At 62.4% G+C, this 13,440-nt stretch carries 13 protein-coding genes and 2 pseudogenes; 2 read left to right on the top strand and 13 right to left on the bottom strand.

Going from position 1 to position 13,440, the window contains the following annotated elements:
- Window positions 1–1,742 (top strand): EAL domain-containing protein (locus EOA38_RS12765; protein ID WP_127299359.1); only part of this gene is annotated, 1,742 nt, incomplete at its 5' end.
- 213 nt (window positions 1,743–1,955) lie between these two features.
- Window positions 1,956–2,307, top strand: a pseudogene (locus EOA38_RS12760) (transposase); the annotation flags it as partial.
- 46 nt (window positions 2,308–2,353) lie between these two features.
- Here EOA38_RS12760 and phnN read toward each other — a convergent pair.
- The 13 genes and pseudogenes from phnN to EOA38_RS12695 all read right to left on the bottom strand — a co-directional run.
- On the bottom strand, window positions 2,354–2,917 hold the full coding sequence (gene phnN, locus EOA38_RS12755) for a phosphonate metabolism protein/1,5-bisphosphokinase (PRPP-forming) PhnN (protein WP_127299358.1): 564 nt from the start codon (window positions 2,915–2,917) through the stop codon (window positions 2,354–2,356).
- A gap of 5 nt (window positions 2,918–2,922) precedes the next feature.
- Window positions 2,923–3,623 (bottom strand): annotated as a pseudogene (locus EOA38_RS12750) (DUF1045 domain-containing protein).
- A complete protein-coding gene (gene phnL, locus EOA38_RS12745) occupies window positions 3,623–4,357 on the bottom strand; it encodes a phosphonate C-P lyase system protein PhnL (protein WP_127299357.1) in 735 nt (244 codons plus the stop codon). Before phnL ends, EOA38_RS12750 begins: the two are co-directional and overlap by 1 nt.
- 17 nt (window positions 4,358–4,374) lie before the next feature.
- On the bottom strand, window positions 4,375–5,178 hold the full coding sequence (gene phnK / locus EOA38_RS12740) for a phosphonate C-P lyase system protein PhnK (RefSeq protein WP_127299356.1): 804 nt from the start codon (window positions 5,176–5,178) through the stop codon (window positions 4,375–4,377).
- A complete protein-coding gene (locus tag EOA38_RS12735) occupies window positions 5,175–6,071 on the bottom strand; it encodes an alpha-D-ribose 1-methylphosphonate 5-phosphate C-P-lyase PhnJ (protein ID WP_127299355.1) in 897 nt (298 codons plus the stop codon). The genes phnK and EOA38_RS12735 overlap by 4 nt, the downstream gene beginning before the upstream one ends.
- Window positions 6,068–7,177, bottom strand: coding sequence for a carbon-phosphorus lyase complex subunit PhnI (locus EOA38_RS12730; RefSeq protein ID WP_127299354.1), 1,110 nt, complete (start codon window positions 7,175–7,177; stop codon window positions 6,068–6,070). Before EOA38_RS12730 ends, EOA38_RS12735 begins: the two co-directional genes overlap by 4 nt.
- Complete coding sequence (gene phnH, locus EOA38_RS12725; protein WP_245480821.1) at window positions 7,178–7,753, bottom strand: phosphonate C-P lyase system protein PhnH; 576 nt, start codon at window positions 7,751–7,753, stop codon at window positions 7,178–7,180.
- 56 nt (window positions 7,754–7,809) lie between these two features.
- The gene (phnG, locus tag EOA38_RS12720) at window positions 7,810–8,292 is read right to left on the bottom strand and encodes a phosphonate C-P lyase system protein PhnG (RefSeq protein ID WP_245480820.1); all 483 of its coding nucleotides are present in this window, start codon (window positions 8,290–8,292) and stop codon (window positions 7,810–7,812) included.
- 29 nt (window positions 8,293–8,321) lie between these two features.
- Window positions 8,322–9,464 carry an alpha-D-ribose 1-methylphosphonate 5-triphosphate diphosphatase gene (locus EOA38_RS12715; RefSeq protein WP_127299352.1) on the bottom strand — a complete coding sequence of 381 codons (1,143 nt, stop codon included), beginning with the start codon at window positions 9,462–9,464 and terminating at the stop codon, window positions 8,322–8,324.
- 55 nt (window positions 9,465–9,519) lie between these two features.
- On the bottom strand, window positions 9,520–10,779 hold the full coding sequence (locus EOA38_RS12710; RefSeq protein ID WP_127299351.1) for an alkaline phosphatase family protein: 1,260 nt from the start codon (window positions 10,777–10,779) through the stop codon (window positions 9,520–9,522).
- Between the two features lie 12 nt (window positions 10,780–10,791).
- Entirely contained in the window at window positions 10,792–11,625 is an 834-nt protein-coding gene (locus tag EOA38_RS12705) for an ABC transporter permease (RefSeq protein WP_127299350.1), read from the bottom strand.
- 7 nt (window positions 11,626–11,632) lie between these two features.
- Entirely contained in the window at window positions 11,633–12,574 is a 942-nt protein-coding gene (locus EOA38_RS12700) for an ABC transporter permease (protein WP_127299349.1), read from the bottom strand.
- The coding region (locus tag EOA38_RS12695) for an ABC transporter ATP-binding protein (protein WP_145965953.1) at window positions 12,571–13,440 on the bottom strand (870 nt) is incomplete at its 5' end. The genes EOA38_RS12700 and EOA38_RS12695, both read right to left, overlap by 4 nt.

The following is a 13,440-nucleotide window of genomic DNA, read 5'->3' as shown; positions in this document are numbered from 1 at the left end:
CCTATCGGCTGGGACAGCAGAGGGTCACTCTTCAGGTCGGAGTCGACATCGCCGGCGGCGTGCTGGCGGTCACACTGACCGACATTCGCGACCTGAAGGCGCGCGAGACCCTATTCCGCTCTCTTTTCGATGATAATCCGGTACCGATGTTCGTGCGCAGCCAATCGACCGGCATTTTTCTCAACGTCAACGAAGCGGCGTTGCGTCTCTACGGCTACAGTCGCGGCGACTTCCTCGACCGCAGCCTTGCTGAAATCCGCGTGGAAAGCACCAGCAACCGCGAGAGGGACGGTCGCGGGCTGGTGCTTCGGCACCGCACCGCCGACGGGCGCGAGCTCGATGTGATCGAGTACACAAGCGAAACCCTCGTAGACCACCAGGTGGCAATACTATCGACAATCGTCGACATAACAGAGCGTAAGCGCGCCGAAGCCCATATCACTTACCTCGCTCATCATGATCCGCTGACGGGAGTCGCCAATCGAACAGTCTTCACGCGCGAGCTGGAGCGGGCGGCCGAAACTCTCGGGCAGAATGGCCAGCGGTTCGGCGTGGTGCTGATCGACCTCGATAATTTCAAGACGGTCAACGACACTCTCGGACACGCGGCAGGCGACGCACTCCTCATAGAGGTGACCACTCGGCTGCGAGAACTGGTGCGCAAGACCGACTTGGTGGCCAGGCTCGGCGGCGACGAATTTGCGATCCTGGTGCCGGCAGTCGAATGCCGCTCCGGCGTCGAGGAGCTCGGGCAGCGCATCATCCGCGATCTCACCGCTATACGAAAGGTCGATGGCGCCGAAATAGTGATCGGTGCGAGTATCGGCGCAGCGCTGGTCCCAGACGACGCCGCTGACATCGACAGCCTGCTGAAATGCGCAGATCTCGCCCTGTACCGCGCGAAGCAATCGGACAAGGGTACCTTCCGCTGGTTCGAGGCCGGGATGGACATGCGCCAGCGCGAGCGGCGTGCGCTGGAGATAGAGCTGCGCGGCGCCGAAATCGACCGCGAGTTCGAGTTGCATTACCAGCCCATTATCCGGACGCAAACCGGAAAGCTGCGCGGGTTCGAGGCCCTGCTGCGCTGGCACAATCCCCGTCGAGGCATGGTGTCGCCCTCGGATTTCATCCCGATCGCGGAGGAAACCGGCATGCTCGACGAGCTTGGCCGTTGGGTGCTTACGGGGGCATGCCGGGAGGCGGCAACCTGGCCGCACGAGCTGGTGCTGTCCGTCAACGTTTCCCCCGTGCAGTTCCGGAAAGGGAACCTCCTCGGGACGGTCGGTCTGGCGCTGACCGGCAGCGGGCTGAAGCCGCACCAGCTGGAGATCGAGATCACCGAGTCGGTGCTGCTGGCAGACAGCAGCACCAACCTCGCTATCCTCAAGCAGCTTCGCTCGCTCGGCGTGCGCATTGCACTCGACGATTTTGGCACTGGCTACTCCAGCCTGAGCTATCTCAGGCAGTTTCCGTTCAACCGCCTCAAAATCGACCGATCGTTTGTCCGCGAGATCGGCCGGTGTCCAGAGTCGCTCGCCATCGTCCGTGCCGTCATAGGACTCGGCGCCAGCCTCGGCATCGATACAACGGCCGAAGGTGTGGAGACGGTCGCGCAGTTGGAGGCATTGCGCGCCGAGAAATGCGACGAGTTGCAGGGCTTCCTGTTCAGCCCGCCCGTTGCCAGCGAGAGTGTCGCCGCCATCATCGGCACGTATTTCGAAGAGGCATCGCGTCTCGCATAACGCGCTCGCCGACCTGCGCCGTCGGCGTCGAAAGGTCACAAAGGATGCCGTTCCGCGCAGAATGACGCCGCCCGACCCTCGCCGTTCCGGCGAGTCCTGATGCGCGGGGCGTCGCGGCCTAAGGGCCAGCGGGGAGAGATAGGCAATTAGGAGTCCACGCCCTCCAACAGCCTAGAGCGGGATGAAATAGTTTGGAGCCGTTGAGGATTCCCAAATCAGCGATTTCTGGGCGCTGAGATCGGCGTGGTCGCCGTGCTTCATACTTGGGGTCAAAATCTCCACCATCATCCGCATGTCCACTGCGTCGTGCCGGGCGGCGGTCTGTCGCTCGAGCCTGCCACGGCGAAGGCTGGGGACCGGCGATGGATCGCCTGCCAGCCGGGATTTTTCCTGCCCGTGCGGATTCTGTGGCGCCTGTTCGGGCGGCTATTCCTGGAGCGCCTGCAGGACGCCTTCGACGCCGGCCAGCTTCGCTTCTTCAGTGATCTCGCCAGCCTGGCCGACCCTGCCACTTTCTGCGCCCAGCGCTGGACTGAAGCGGATCGAATGGGTCGTCGTAGCGCAGATGGCAGAGCTCGAACATGGGGGACGCGTCTTCGCCATGACCCGCCTCATTTCGCTCCGCCATCTCGTGCAACGAGCACTGCTAGAAGGCGCTCGCCAGCAATCTCCGGCGCATCCGAATTGTCGATCTGCAGCACATCGTCACCTTCCATGCTTTGCTGCTCGCTCCGAAGCAGACGCTGCCGGATGCTCTCCAGATTTTCGCGTCCCCGTTCGACCAGACGCAACGCCAAGACACCCATGGGCGCGGTGATATTGACCACGAGCAGTTTCGGGTATTTCCGCCGCGCGTCCGGCAAAACGGCTCGGGAGCCATTGGCCACCACGACGTCGCCGCGGTCCAGCCAGTCATCGATCTCCGACGGAATGCCGTAGGAAAGGCCGTGCGCCTGCCAGTGGAACGAGAAGCCGCCTTCGAGAGCACGACGGTTGAACTCGTCCGTATCGACGGGTTCGTGATCCTCGCCCGGACCTGTCGGGCGGCTGATGATCCGGCGCACGAAGTGAACACGCGGATCGGCCCGAAGCCGTTCGCGCGCATAGTCGATGAGGGTATCCTTGCCAGCGCCGCTGGGACCGACGACAAGGACAAGGCGGCCAAACAATTCCATGGGCGTCAGGCCGCCGACTTTAGGGCCGCGCCGAACTGCGATCGCACCACGAAATCGGCACTGCGGTGTTCCTGCACGAAGAGCGACGGGGTATCGATGTGGTAATCTTCGGATAGATACGGCTCGAACCTCCCCTGCAGGCGAGCCCGCATCGCCGCGCGTCCATCTTCCGGCACGCGTTCGGTCAAGGTCATGTGGAAGCGGAATCGACCCAGGACATAAGGATAGCCCAAGGTGACGAGGTTGGTCGTTTCGACCTCGTCGAGTTGGCGGCTCATGCGCCGCTCGAGGTCGTCTCCGTCCATCGGCGCCCGGAAGCGATCGAATCTTCGACGGTCTGCGCCGCAAAACCGCGCAAGGTTGGGATGGGACTGGCGGGAACGAGCGCAAAAAAGCCGCCGAGAAGATCGATTCTCAAAGACCCGATCGGACAAGGGGACTGTGACGCAGCAAACCTGCTGAGCGCCTGCTCCAGGTCCTTGACCGAAGTGCCTTCTCTCAGCCGGAACGGTGCCTTGAGGGTGGCATGAAAACCATACCGGCGCGGCTCTGAGGTTAAACGGACGTCCGCTTCCGGACGGGCGTCCTCGATAGGATCAGCGCTGAAGGCATCACGGCCAAGCCATGAACTCGCCGCTACCGTGAGCGGATGTTCCCGAGCCGGTGTGTAGTAAATGGCATAGCGAGGACCGCATGGTTCGGGCATCAACTGCACACCTCCCCCACGCCAACAGCCGGCACAGCCATTGCGACCGATTGATTGCCGATCTCGAAGAGCCTGTCCGCAACTGCTTCTCGAACTTCCTCGTCATGGAAGATCCCGACGATGGCGACGCCACGGGATTTCGCTTCGTTGATCAGTTCAACGACGGTCTGCCGGTTGGCGGCGTCGAGGGATGCGGTCGGTTCGTCGAGCAGCAAGACCGGGTAGTCCACGATGAAGCCGCGGGCGATGTTGACGCGCTGCTGCTCACCCCCGGAAAAGGTGGCGGGTGCCAGCGACCACAGGCGTTTCGGAATACGGAGCCGCATGAGCAATTCTTGTGCTTTCGCTGTAGCTTCGTCGGCGGGCGTGCCGTTGGCGACGGCCGGTTCAGCGACGACGTCGAGGGCACCGATGCGTGGGATGACACGCAGGAACTGGCTGACATAGCCGATCGTGCTGCGGCGGATTTCCACCACTTCCCAGGGCTCGGCTGCGAGCAGGTCGAGAGGCTCGCCCATGTGCTCAACGAGGATCTGGCCTTCATCCGGCTTGTAGTTGGCATAAAGCGAGCGCAGAAGCGTCGACTTGCCGGCGCCGGACGGTCCGTGCAGGCAGACGCATTCGCCAGCCTTTACCGCCAGGTCGATGTTGTCGAAGACAGGCAGGACGATGCCACCCTGAGTGTGGAGCGTGAAGGTCTTGGTCAGACCTTTAGCGTGCAAACGAATGATCATGAGTTGTCCTTCGTGTCTCAAACCTGCAGGACGGAGGAGACAAGCAATTGCGTATAGGGATGATGGGGGTCGTCGAGCACCTGGTCGGTCAGGCCCTGCTCGATGACGCGGCCGCGCTGCATGACCATCAGCCGGTCGGCAAGCAAGCGCACGACGGCAAGGTCATGGGTGACGATAATAACAGCGATGCCGAGCTCGCGTACAAGTCCGCGCAAGAGATCGAGCAGGCGCGCCTGCACCGACACGTCAAGGCCACCCGTCGGTTCGTCCATGAAGACGAGCCGGGGACGGGTGACGAGATTGCGGGCGATCTGCAGGCGCTGCTGCATGCCGCCGGAAAAGGTGCGGGGCCTATCGTCGGTGCGCGCAAGGTCGATCTCGACCTTCTGCAGCCAGTCCTGGGCCTCGGCGCGGATGTTGCCGTAATGGCGGGCGCCGACCGCCATGGGGCGTTCACCGATATTGCCGCCTGCCGAGACGTTCAGCCGCAGCCCGTCGCGCGGGTTCTGGTGGACAATACCCCAGTCCGTACGGGCGAGCCGTCGCCGTTCGGGTTCGGAGAGCGTCAGAATGTCGACCGGTCCGCGATTCTTCATGTCATAGGACATCGAGCCGGTATCAGGCGGCAGGCGTCCGGACAGGCAGGCAAGCAGGGTCGATTTGCCCGAGCCGCTCTCGCCGACGATACCGAGCACTTCTCCCGGCCTGATCGCGAAGGAAATGTCTCGGCAACCGACCTGAGTGCCATAGGATTTGGAGAGGCCGGAGACATCGAGCAGCGGCGGTTGGGGGGCGGGGTTGCGGAGCGGGCGCGCTGTCATGCTTCTTCTCCTGTCGCCTTGTCATCTGCTGCGGCAGCCGCCTCGGCCTGGCGGTTGTTGCAAAAGTCGGTGTCCGAGCAGACGAACATGCGCGAGCCGCGGTCGTCGGTGATCACCTCGTCGAGATAGCTGATCGTCGAACCACACAGCGCGCAGCAACCGTTCCAGGTCTGCGCCTCGAAGGGATGGTCGTCGAAATCGAGGCTTCTGACGGATGTGTAGGGGGGAACGGCGTAGATGCGCTTCTCGCGGCCGGCGCCAAATAGCTGGATCGCTGGATTCATCTCCATTTTCGGATTGTCGAACTTCGGGATCGGCGATGGTGACATCAGATGGCGACCGTTTATGACTGCCGGATAGTCGTAGGTCTTGGCGATGCGGCCAAAGTGAGCGACGTCTTCATAGAGCGTCACCTGCATGGCGCCATATTCGGCATAGGCATGCATCTTGCGGGTCTCGGTCTCGCGCGGCTCGATCTTCTGCAGGGGTTCGGGCTGAGGCACTTGATAGACGAGTACCTGACCCTCCTTGAGCGGTGTCTCCGGAATGCGGTGGCGTGTCTGGATGATGGTCGCGTCTTCGGTGGATTCGGTGACGGCGACGTTGGCGACCGTCTGGAAGAAACGGCGGATGGAGACGGCATTGGTGGTGTCGTCGGCACCCTGGTCGATCACCTTCAGCCAGTCGTCGGGCCCGATGACGCTCGCCGTCACCTGAATGCCGCCGGTGCCCCAGCCATAGGCGAGCGGCATTTCGCGACCGCCGAAAGGCACCTGATAGCCCGGAATGGACAGGGCCTTGAGCAGCGAACGGCGGATCATCCGCTTCGTCTGCTCGTCGAGATAGGCGAAGTTGTAGCCAGTGTCGCTGTGGTTCGTCGTGCCGGCGCTCATTCGGCGACCTCCTTCGTTTGTGCTTCAGCCCGGGTGGCCACGTGGTCGGCCCGCAATTGCCGGACGAGCGCCAACTCGGCCTGGAAATCGACATAGTGCGGCAGCTTGAAATGCGAGACCATGCCGCTCGCCTCGACATTGTCCGTATGGGCAAGGACGAATTCCTCATCCTGGGCGGGGTAGCGTACGTCCTCGCCAAGCTCGCGGGCGCGCATCGCCCGGTCGACCAATGACATGGCCATCGCCTTGCGCTCGTTGTGGCCGAAGGTGAGGCCATAGCCGCGGGTGAACTGCGGCGGTTGGGCGGCCGTGCCACGAAACTGGTTGATCATCTGGCATTCGGTGACGGCGATTTCCGCGACAGCAATCGGAAAACCAAACTCCTCGGGGACGATCTCGACCGTCACTTCACCCAATCTCAGTTCGCCGACAAAGGGATGTGCGCCGCCGTAACCACGGATTGTCGAATAAGCGAGCCCGAGCAAAAAGCCCTCGTCGCCGCGCGCCAGGTTCTGCAGGCGCTGGTCGCGCCCTGCTGGAAAGCTCATCGGCTCTCGGGTGAGATCGAAGATTTCGCCCTGACCGTCGTCGCTTTCCTCTTCGATCAGACCCTCCCTGTCGAGCAGGTCGATGACCTGCGGCACATCTTTGTCAAGCGGCTCGGCAGCCAAACGTGCCTGGGGCCGCTGGAGGCCTTCGGCGGCGAGGGCAAAATCGAGCAGCCGGTGCGTGTAGTCGTAGGTGGGCCCAAGCACCTGGCCGCCCGGGATATCCTTGAACGTCGCCGAGATGCGCCGGCGGATCGTCATGCGCGACGTATCGACCGGTTCTGACACGGCGAACCGAGGCAGCGTGGTGCGGTAGGCGCGCAGCAGGAAGATCGCCTCGATCACATCACCCTGCGCCTGCTTGAGGGCAAGTGCGGCGAGTTCCCGGTCGTAGACCGATCCCTCTGTCATCACCCGGTCGACGGCCAGACCGAACTGTTCGCTGATCTGGGCTAGCGTCAGTTCGGCCAAGGCCGGATCGCCACGACGGGTTTCCGAGATCAGCCTGAGGGTGTTGAGGATGGCCTGTTCGCCACCCTTGACGGCAACATAAGCCATTTAAGCCTCCACTGCGATTGTGCGCGGCAGGCCCACCAGGGCATTGCCGTTCGTGAAGATGACGTCGATCCCGCGCGGGTAGAGCTCTCTATTCAGCTCCCAGTCCGACCAGAACCAGAAGGGCAACCCGCCGATGCTCACGTGAGCGCTCGTCTTGATGCCGGGGCCGGTCCAGGTAGTCGCCGGCCCCTCGTTGAAGGACGGAACCTGGATGATCAGGGTCATCGAGCGATCAGGGTATTCCACCTCGCCTGGATGAAAATCGAAGAGGCGCGGCATTGTCAGCGCATCGGTGACGACAGCGAAACGAGCCTTCATAGGAACGTCTGTGACGGGCAGGGCGCAGTGAAAGCGGAGCCAGGCCACCGCCTCGCCGGATGCCGCCTGCCGGTCGAGCCAGGCCAGCGTCTCGAAATCCATGAGCGTCAGGCACAGTGCCGCGGTTGCCGATGAAAAAGGCCGCGGCGGCGCCAATGCGCGGTCGACTGGCACGACACGGCCGGGATAGGCGGTCGCAAGCAGGCTCGCGCGAAACACCGTCTGGGCGTCGAAGACCGGGTCGGCAAAGCCCGGCATCAGCGAAGTGCTCGTTGAGGATCGGTCATGCAAAGATGATGTTGAAGATTTTACCGTCACGCCGGGTCCTCCCCGCGAACCATGGTGAAGAACTCGACCTTGGTGGCTGCCGCCTTGCGGCTTTTTTCGAGCCGCCGGACTTCGGCTTTTTCCCGAAGCGGCTCGACCACCTTCGCCATGGTCTCGTCATGGCGGTCCGGCTGCTGCAACAGCGCATCGATGATCGCCGCCAACTCCGCCTGGCGCTTGCTGCGGCCCTGGACGTAACCGTGCCCGACAGTGCCGTCTTCAAGCCGGACCGAGGCGCGGGTGATGGTCATCTCGCCGAGATTGAACACGTTGCCCGTACCACCGGCGCGACCACGCACCATGACCAGGCCGACATCAGGCGATCTCAGCCATTCAAAAGCCTCTCCGGTCGCCAGATCAGCCGCCAAGGCCTCAAGCTCACTGCTAACACTGCGCGACAGGATACCAAGCCAGTCGGACCGCTGGGCGATGGCAAGCTGCTCCGCTTCCATCTTCGTTGTCGAGTTCATGATTTTTTCCTTTGGCGCCTGGGCGCTCTTTACAGATACTGTCGACCGGCGACCCAGATGTTGCGGATCACCGGGACGCCTTCAACGAGGCGCACGCGGATCAGGTCGGCGCGCAGGCCCGGCGCAATGCGGCCGCGATCGGTAAAACCAAGCAGGTCGGCCGGGTTTTTCGTCACCATGGCAACCGCCTCCGGGAGATCGAACCCTTTGGCGGCCAGCGCGAATGCGGCATGCAGCAGACTTCCCGGTACGTAATCCGAGGTTAGCACGTCGAGGAGACCCCGATCTGCGAGCTCCAGCGCACTGACATTGCCGGAATGCGAACCGCCGAGGATGATGTTTGGCGAACCCATGACGATCTTCATGCCGAGTTCGCGCGCGCGGCTCGCGGCCTCGACAGTCGTCGGAAACTCGCTGATCGTGATGCCGTCGGCGTGGGATTCGTCGACATCCGCGGCTGCCGTGTCATCGTGGCTGGCGATGCTGATATTGCGCTCGCGGCAGAGGCGTCCGATCATCGAACGGCCGGGCGGGACATATTGCTGCTGGTGTTCGCGGCGCTCAGTGATGTAGAGGGAGAACTCGTCTTCCGTCCAAACCCGGGCGTTCTTCTTGCGGCGGAACTCGCGATAGAGTGTCAGATTGTGCCACTGCCGCTGGCCGGGCGTGTGATCCATCACGCTGATGAGCCTGAGGCCAGGATTATCGACATGCCGTTCGACGATCGGCAACAGGGCCGGATCGGAGAGTTCGCAACGAAAGTGGAAATAATGATCGGTCTTCAGAAGACCGCTCGCCCGCGCCCGCGTCAGTCCGTCAATGGCCTCGTTCAGCATGGCGAGACGAGCGCCGCCGCTGTCGTAATCGCCGAGCGCGAGTGCATCGAGCACCGTCGTGATGCCGCTGCCGAGCAGCTGCCAATCATGGGCAAGTACGGCAGCAAGGGACGAGGGCCACTGCACGCCCGGCCGCGGTTGCATAAAGTGTTCGACACTGTCGGTATGGAGGTCGATCAGACCAGGCAGCAGGAAGTCGCCCTCAAAATCGAAAGCTTCCGCTTTCGGAGCCCCACCTTGTTCAAAAGAGTCGATGAGGCCATCGCAGATTGCGAGGCCCGCCTCTGCTAAATGATGTTCGCACACGATACGCGCGTTGGAGATTTGTAACCACATTGAATATCTTCTTCAATTTACTTCGGGTGCAGTTCAAGCGCTTGCGGGCCTCGAACTATAGTTGGCTCTCTTCCGCGATCAGGGTCCGCCCAGCGTATGGTTCCAACGCTAAGCCGAGCACTCGAGCGAGCGTCGGTGCAAACTGATCGGCATCCGCCTCCTCGACGATTTGCGGCGCAATGCCACCGCCGGAAAGGATGAACATGCGATCATCCTCTGGGCTGCCCGGTCGGAAGCCGTGGGTCGAAATGAGGCGCGGGCGACCCGTCGCCACGAGCGGGCCGGTTGCATCACTGGGCCGCTCTTCGAACGAATGCCGGGGTGGAGCGACAAACATCGCCACTTTCCCACGCATTGCTTCGGGAACATGTTTGTTGTTCCAGAGCTCCACACCGAACGGCGCAAGACGCTCCGTCGCCGTCTCCAGATCGTCAGCATTCTCGAGGAAAATATAGAGGCTTGCGCCCTCGGTCATCCACAGCATCTCAGGGATAATCGCTTCAGGATAGATCGCGGTATCCACCGGGCCATGACCGTGATCGCTGGCGACCGCGACCACGTAATCATCGCGGCGCCCGGTGCGCTCCAGGACGGCGAGCAAGTTGCCGAGTAGCATGTCGGCGAATTCCACCGACCAGATCCCCGCCGGGCTGTCGTAGCCGAGATAATGCTGGAACGCATCCGGCATCTCGATCTCCGTCAGCAAGAGATCCGGCGGCCGGTCCGAGCCAAGCAAGGCAATGACGGCGCGGTTGAGAAACTGGTCGAGCGCCAGGCCCGATATCAGATGCGGAGCGCCTCCGTCGGCGGCATTCCTGAATGCTTCCATATCTGTCAGCCCAGCCTGGGCGAGCCTATCTTCGGGATCGTGGATCGCTCGCGACGCTGCCAACGCTTCTGACGTGACCATCTTGCTGAAGCGGTGACCCGTCATGAAGCCACGGAGCCACCAGGGCGAGACATAGACCGAGGTGTCGGCCGGATCGACCAGCGCGTGACCGATGGCAGCCACATCAAGACCAGCCTGCCTGGCATGGGTTGCGATCGTCGGCACCAGCAAATCCCCGGCCAGCGGCGCCACGAAGGCGTCGCCGCGGAAGATATGGTTGCCATAAATGCCATGCACCGCCGGACCGACGCCGGTCAACATCGTGGCCCGTCCGGGAACAGAGGTGGCGGGAACTGTTGATTTCAGGCGGCGAACGCGCAAGCCCCTTTCCGCCAGCTGGCGCATGTTGGGCAGGCGATGAGCATGCCTTTCGAAAGTGTCAGCGCTGACGCCGTCGACAAGGATGGAAATCAATTTTTTCTGCATGGAAGACATCCGTTACTTGAGAGTGGGATCGAGTTTGTCGCGCAGGTAATCGCCCACAACGCTGACGGCGACGGCTGTCAGGACGATGACGATGCTCGGCGCAAGCAACATCCAGGGCGCGCGAGTGATGTATTCGCGGCCAGTGCCGACCATGACGCCGAGGCTGGTCATCGGCGGCTGAACGCCGAGCCCAAGGAAGGACAAGCCGCTTTCGACCAGAATGATCTCCGGAAACGTCACCGTTGCCGCAACAAGAAGCGTTGCCGCGCTGTTGGGAAGAATGTGACGAAGATAGATGCGCAAGGGATGAGCGCCGAGCTGACGGGTCGCGCCTGCATATCCTTGCGCGCCGGCTGCAAGTGCGAGCCCACGCGCGAGCCGCGCATTGCGCTCCCATCCATAAAGGCCCATCAACGCGACGAACAGCGGCAGCGAGTTGCCGAAGAACGCCAGCATTGCCAGCGCGACGATAAGGAAGGGCAGCGACGCCTGGACGTCGATGAGAAGAAGCAGGAAATGCTCGATGATCCCGCGGAAATACGCCGCGATGAAGCCGGTCGCGGTTCCGACGAGGACGCTGATGACGGTCGCGCCGAAGGCAATGAGCAGGCTGGTGCGGATCGAATGATAGAGGCGCGAGGCGACATCGCGGCCAAGATCGTCGGAGCCGAACAGATGAACGGCCGAGCCGCCGAACCCGAAAGGCGGCGCCAGGCGGTGGCGCAAGTCCATGGCGGTGATGTCATGCGGGGCGATCAGCGGCGCTGACGCGGCGATCAACAGCATGAGGCAAAGCCAGAGCGACGCAAGCAGCGTCGGCAGGTCAATCTGTAGCTTCTTTTGCATGGCTTGCTCAGTGTGATCCCTGGCGGGCATTTCGCAGCCGGGGATCGACGACGCCGTATAAGAGGTCCATCGTCAAATTTGCCGACGTCATGGTGAGTGCCACGAGGAGGAGGATGACCTGCACGACCGCGAGATCACGGTTGCCGACGGAAACGACGAGCAGCTGGCCTATCCCCGGCCAGCCAAAGACGTTTTCCACCAGCACCGCGCCGGCGACTTGCCCGCCCAGCATCAGGCCCAACAATGTCAGGATCGGAATGATGGCGTTGGGAAAAGCGTGGTGGTGAATGACGTGGCGCCAGGTGACGCCCTTGGCGCTGGCGGCAACAATGTAGAGCTGTGACAGCACCTCGATCATGGCGCTACGCGTAAAACGCGCGATGACTGCCGCGCCGCTCGTGCCAAGCGTCAGCACCGGCAGAACAAAGCTTTGCCATTTATCGGCCCCGCCCGACGGAAACAGGCCGAACGTCACCGAAAAGATCAGGATGAACAGCAAACCGAGCACAAAGCTTGGGACCGTAAAGCCAAGCACAGCCAGCATCATCACCGACCGGTCGATCCAGCTGTCGCGATGCATGGCCGCATAGGCGCCGACCGGAATGCCGATCAGCACGTTGAGCGCTAGCGCCGGCAGCATCAAGGCCAACGTCAACGGCATTCGCTCGAGCACAAGCTGCGCGGCGGGCTTACCGGCCAGCATCGAGTTGCCAAAATCGCCGTGCAGCGCGCCCCAGAGATAGCGAAGATATTGAACGGGCAGAGGCTGATCCAGTCCCCACTTCTGGCGAAAAGCTTCCAGGTCGGGGGCGCGAGCGCCCGGTCCAAGAATCTGCAGGGCCGGATCTCCTGAAGCGCGTAGCACGAAGAATGTGAGTGTCACGACCACGATGATCGAGAGCGCAGCACGCAAGAATTTTGGGCCGATGTAAGGAAGCAAGTTTGTCATGGATTTGATACCAGGTGGCAGGCGACCCGCCGATCTGGTCCGAGTGGAAGGAGTTCAGGCTGCGTCTGCCGGCAGATATCCTTTGCCAGATGACAGCGCGGATGGAATGGACATCCCGAGGGCCGCTCAGTGGGACTTGGCGGCTCCCCCGGCAGGGGCAGATAATGATCGAAGCCGCCCGGAAGCCGCGGCATGGCCGACACAAGCGCCTGCGTATAGGGATGCAAGGGCTGGTCGATGACGGCATCGGCGCGCCCTTCCTCGACCACCTGGCCGAGATACATGACGACGATGCGATCGCTGACATGGCGGACGACCCGCAGGTCATGGCTGATGAACAGGATGCCGAGCCCAAGTTCCTGTTGAAGATCGACGAGCAGATTGACGATCTGCGCCTGGACGGAGACGTCGAGGGCCGAGACGGGCTCGTCGCAAACAAGAAGCGAGGGCCTGGGCGCGAGTGCACGCGCCAGAACCACGCGTTGGCGCTGCCCGCCGGAAAGCTGATGCGGATAAAGACCGCGATGATGCTCGGTGAGGCCGACGGCCTGCAGCAGATCGATCACGCGCTGTTGACGGCTTGCTCGGTCACCGATTTCACGGATGACCAAGGGCTCGGTAATCAGATCACCGACTGACATCCGCCGGTCGAGGGCTGCCAGCGTATCCTGGTAGACAAGCTGCATCCGCCGTCGCTCTGCACGCCATTCCCGTGTGTCGGACGCTGCAAGCTCTTTACCTTCGAAGAGGACGTGGCCGCTGTCTGCCTGTTCCAGGCCGAGTGCCAGACGTCCCGTGGTGGATTTTCCGCAGCCTGACTCGCCGACGACACCGGTCGTTTGGCCCTTTTTGACCTCGAGCGACAC

Source organism: Mesorhizobium sp. M1E.F.Ca.ET.041.01.1.1 (genome assembly GCF_003997355.1).
In the GTDB taxonomy this organism is placed as follows: Bacteria; Pseudomonadota; Alphaproteobacteria; order Rhizobiales; family Rhizobiaceae; genus Mesorhizobium.
This window is presented reverse-complemented; position numbering and strand designations above follow the sequence as displayed.

Excerpts from the sequence above, each read along its gene's own strand:
- phnN (WP_127299358.1), bottom strand. The coding sequence starts at position 2,917 with ATGGAATTGTTTGGCCGCCTTGTCCTTGTCGTCGGTCCCAGCGGCGCT.
- phnL (WP_127299357.1), bottom strand. The coding sequence starts at position 4,357 with ATGATCATTCGTTTGCACGCTAAAGGTCTGACCAAGACCTTCACGCTC.
- phnK (WP_127299356.1), bottom strand. The coding sequence starts at position 5,178 with ATGACAGCGCGCCCGCTCCGCAACCCCGCCCCCCAACCGCCGCTGCTC.
- EOA38_RS12735 (WP_127299355.1), bottom strand. The coding sequence starts at position 6,071 with ATGAGCGCCGGCACGACGAACCACAGCGACACTGGCTACAACTTCGCC.
- EOA38_RS12730 (WP_127299354.1), bottom strand. The coding sequence starts at position 7,177 with ATGGCTTATGTTGCCGTCAAGGGTGGCGAACAGGCCATCCTCAACACC.
- phnH (WP_245480821.1), bottom strand. The coding sequence starts at position 7,753 with ATGCCGGGCTTTGCCGACCCGGTCTTCGACGCCCAGACGGTGTTTCGC.
- phnG (WP_245480820.1), bottom strand. The coding sequence starts at position 8,292 with ATGAACTCGACAACGAAGATGGAAGCGGAGCAGCTTGCCATCGCCCAG.
- EOA38_RS12715 (WP_127299352.1), bottom strand. The coding sequence starts at position 9,464 with ATGTGGTTACAAATCTCCAACGCGCGTATCGTGTGCGAACATCATTTA.
- EOA38_RS12710 (WP_127299351.1), bottom strand. The coding sequence starts at position 10,779 with ATGCAGAAAAAATTGATTTCCATCCTTGTCGACGGCGTCAGCGCTGAC.
- EOA38_RS12705 (WP_127299350.1), bottom strand. The coding sequence starts at position 11,625 with ATGCAAAAGAAGCTACAGATTGACCTGCCGACGCTGCTTGCGTCGCTC.
- EOA38_RS12700 (WP_127299349.1), bottom strand. The coding sequence starts at position 12,574 with ATGACAAACTTGCTTCCTTACATCGGCCCAAAATTCTTGCGTGCTGCG.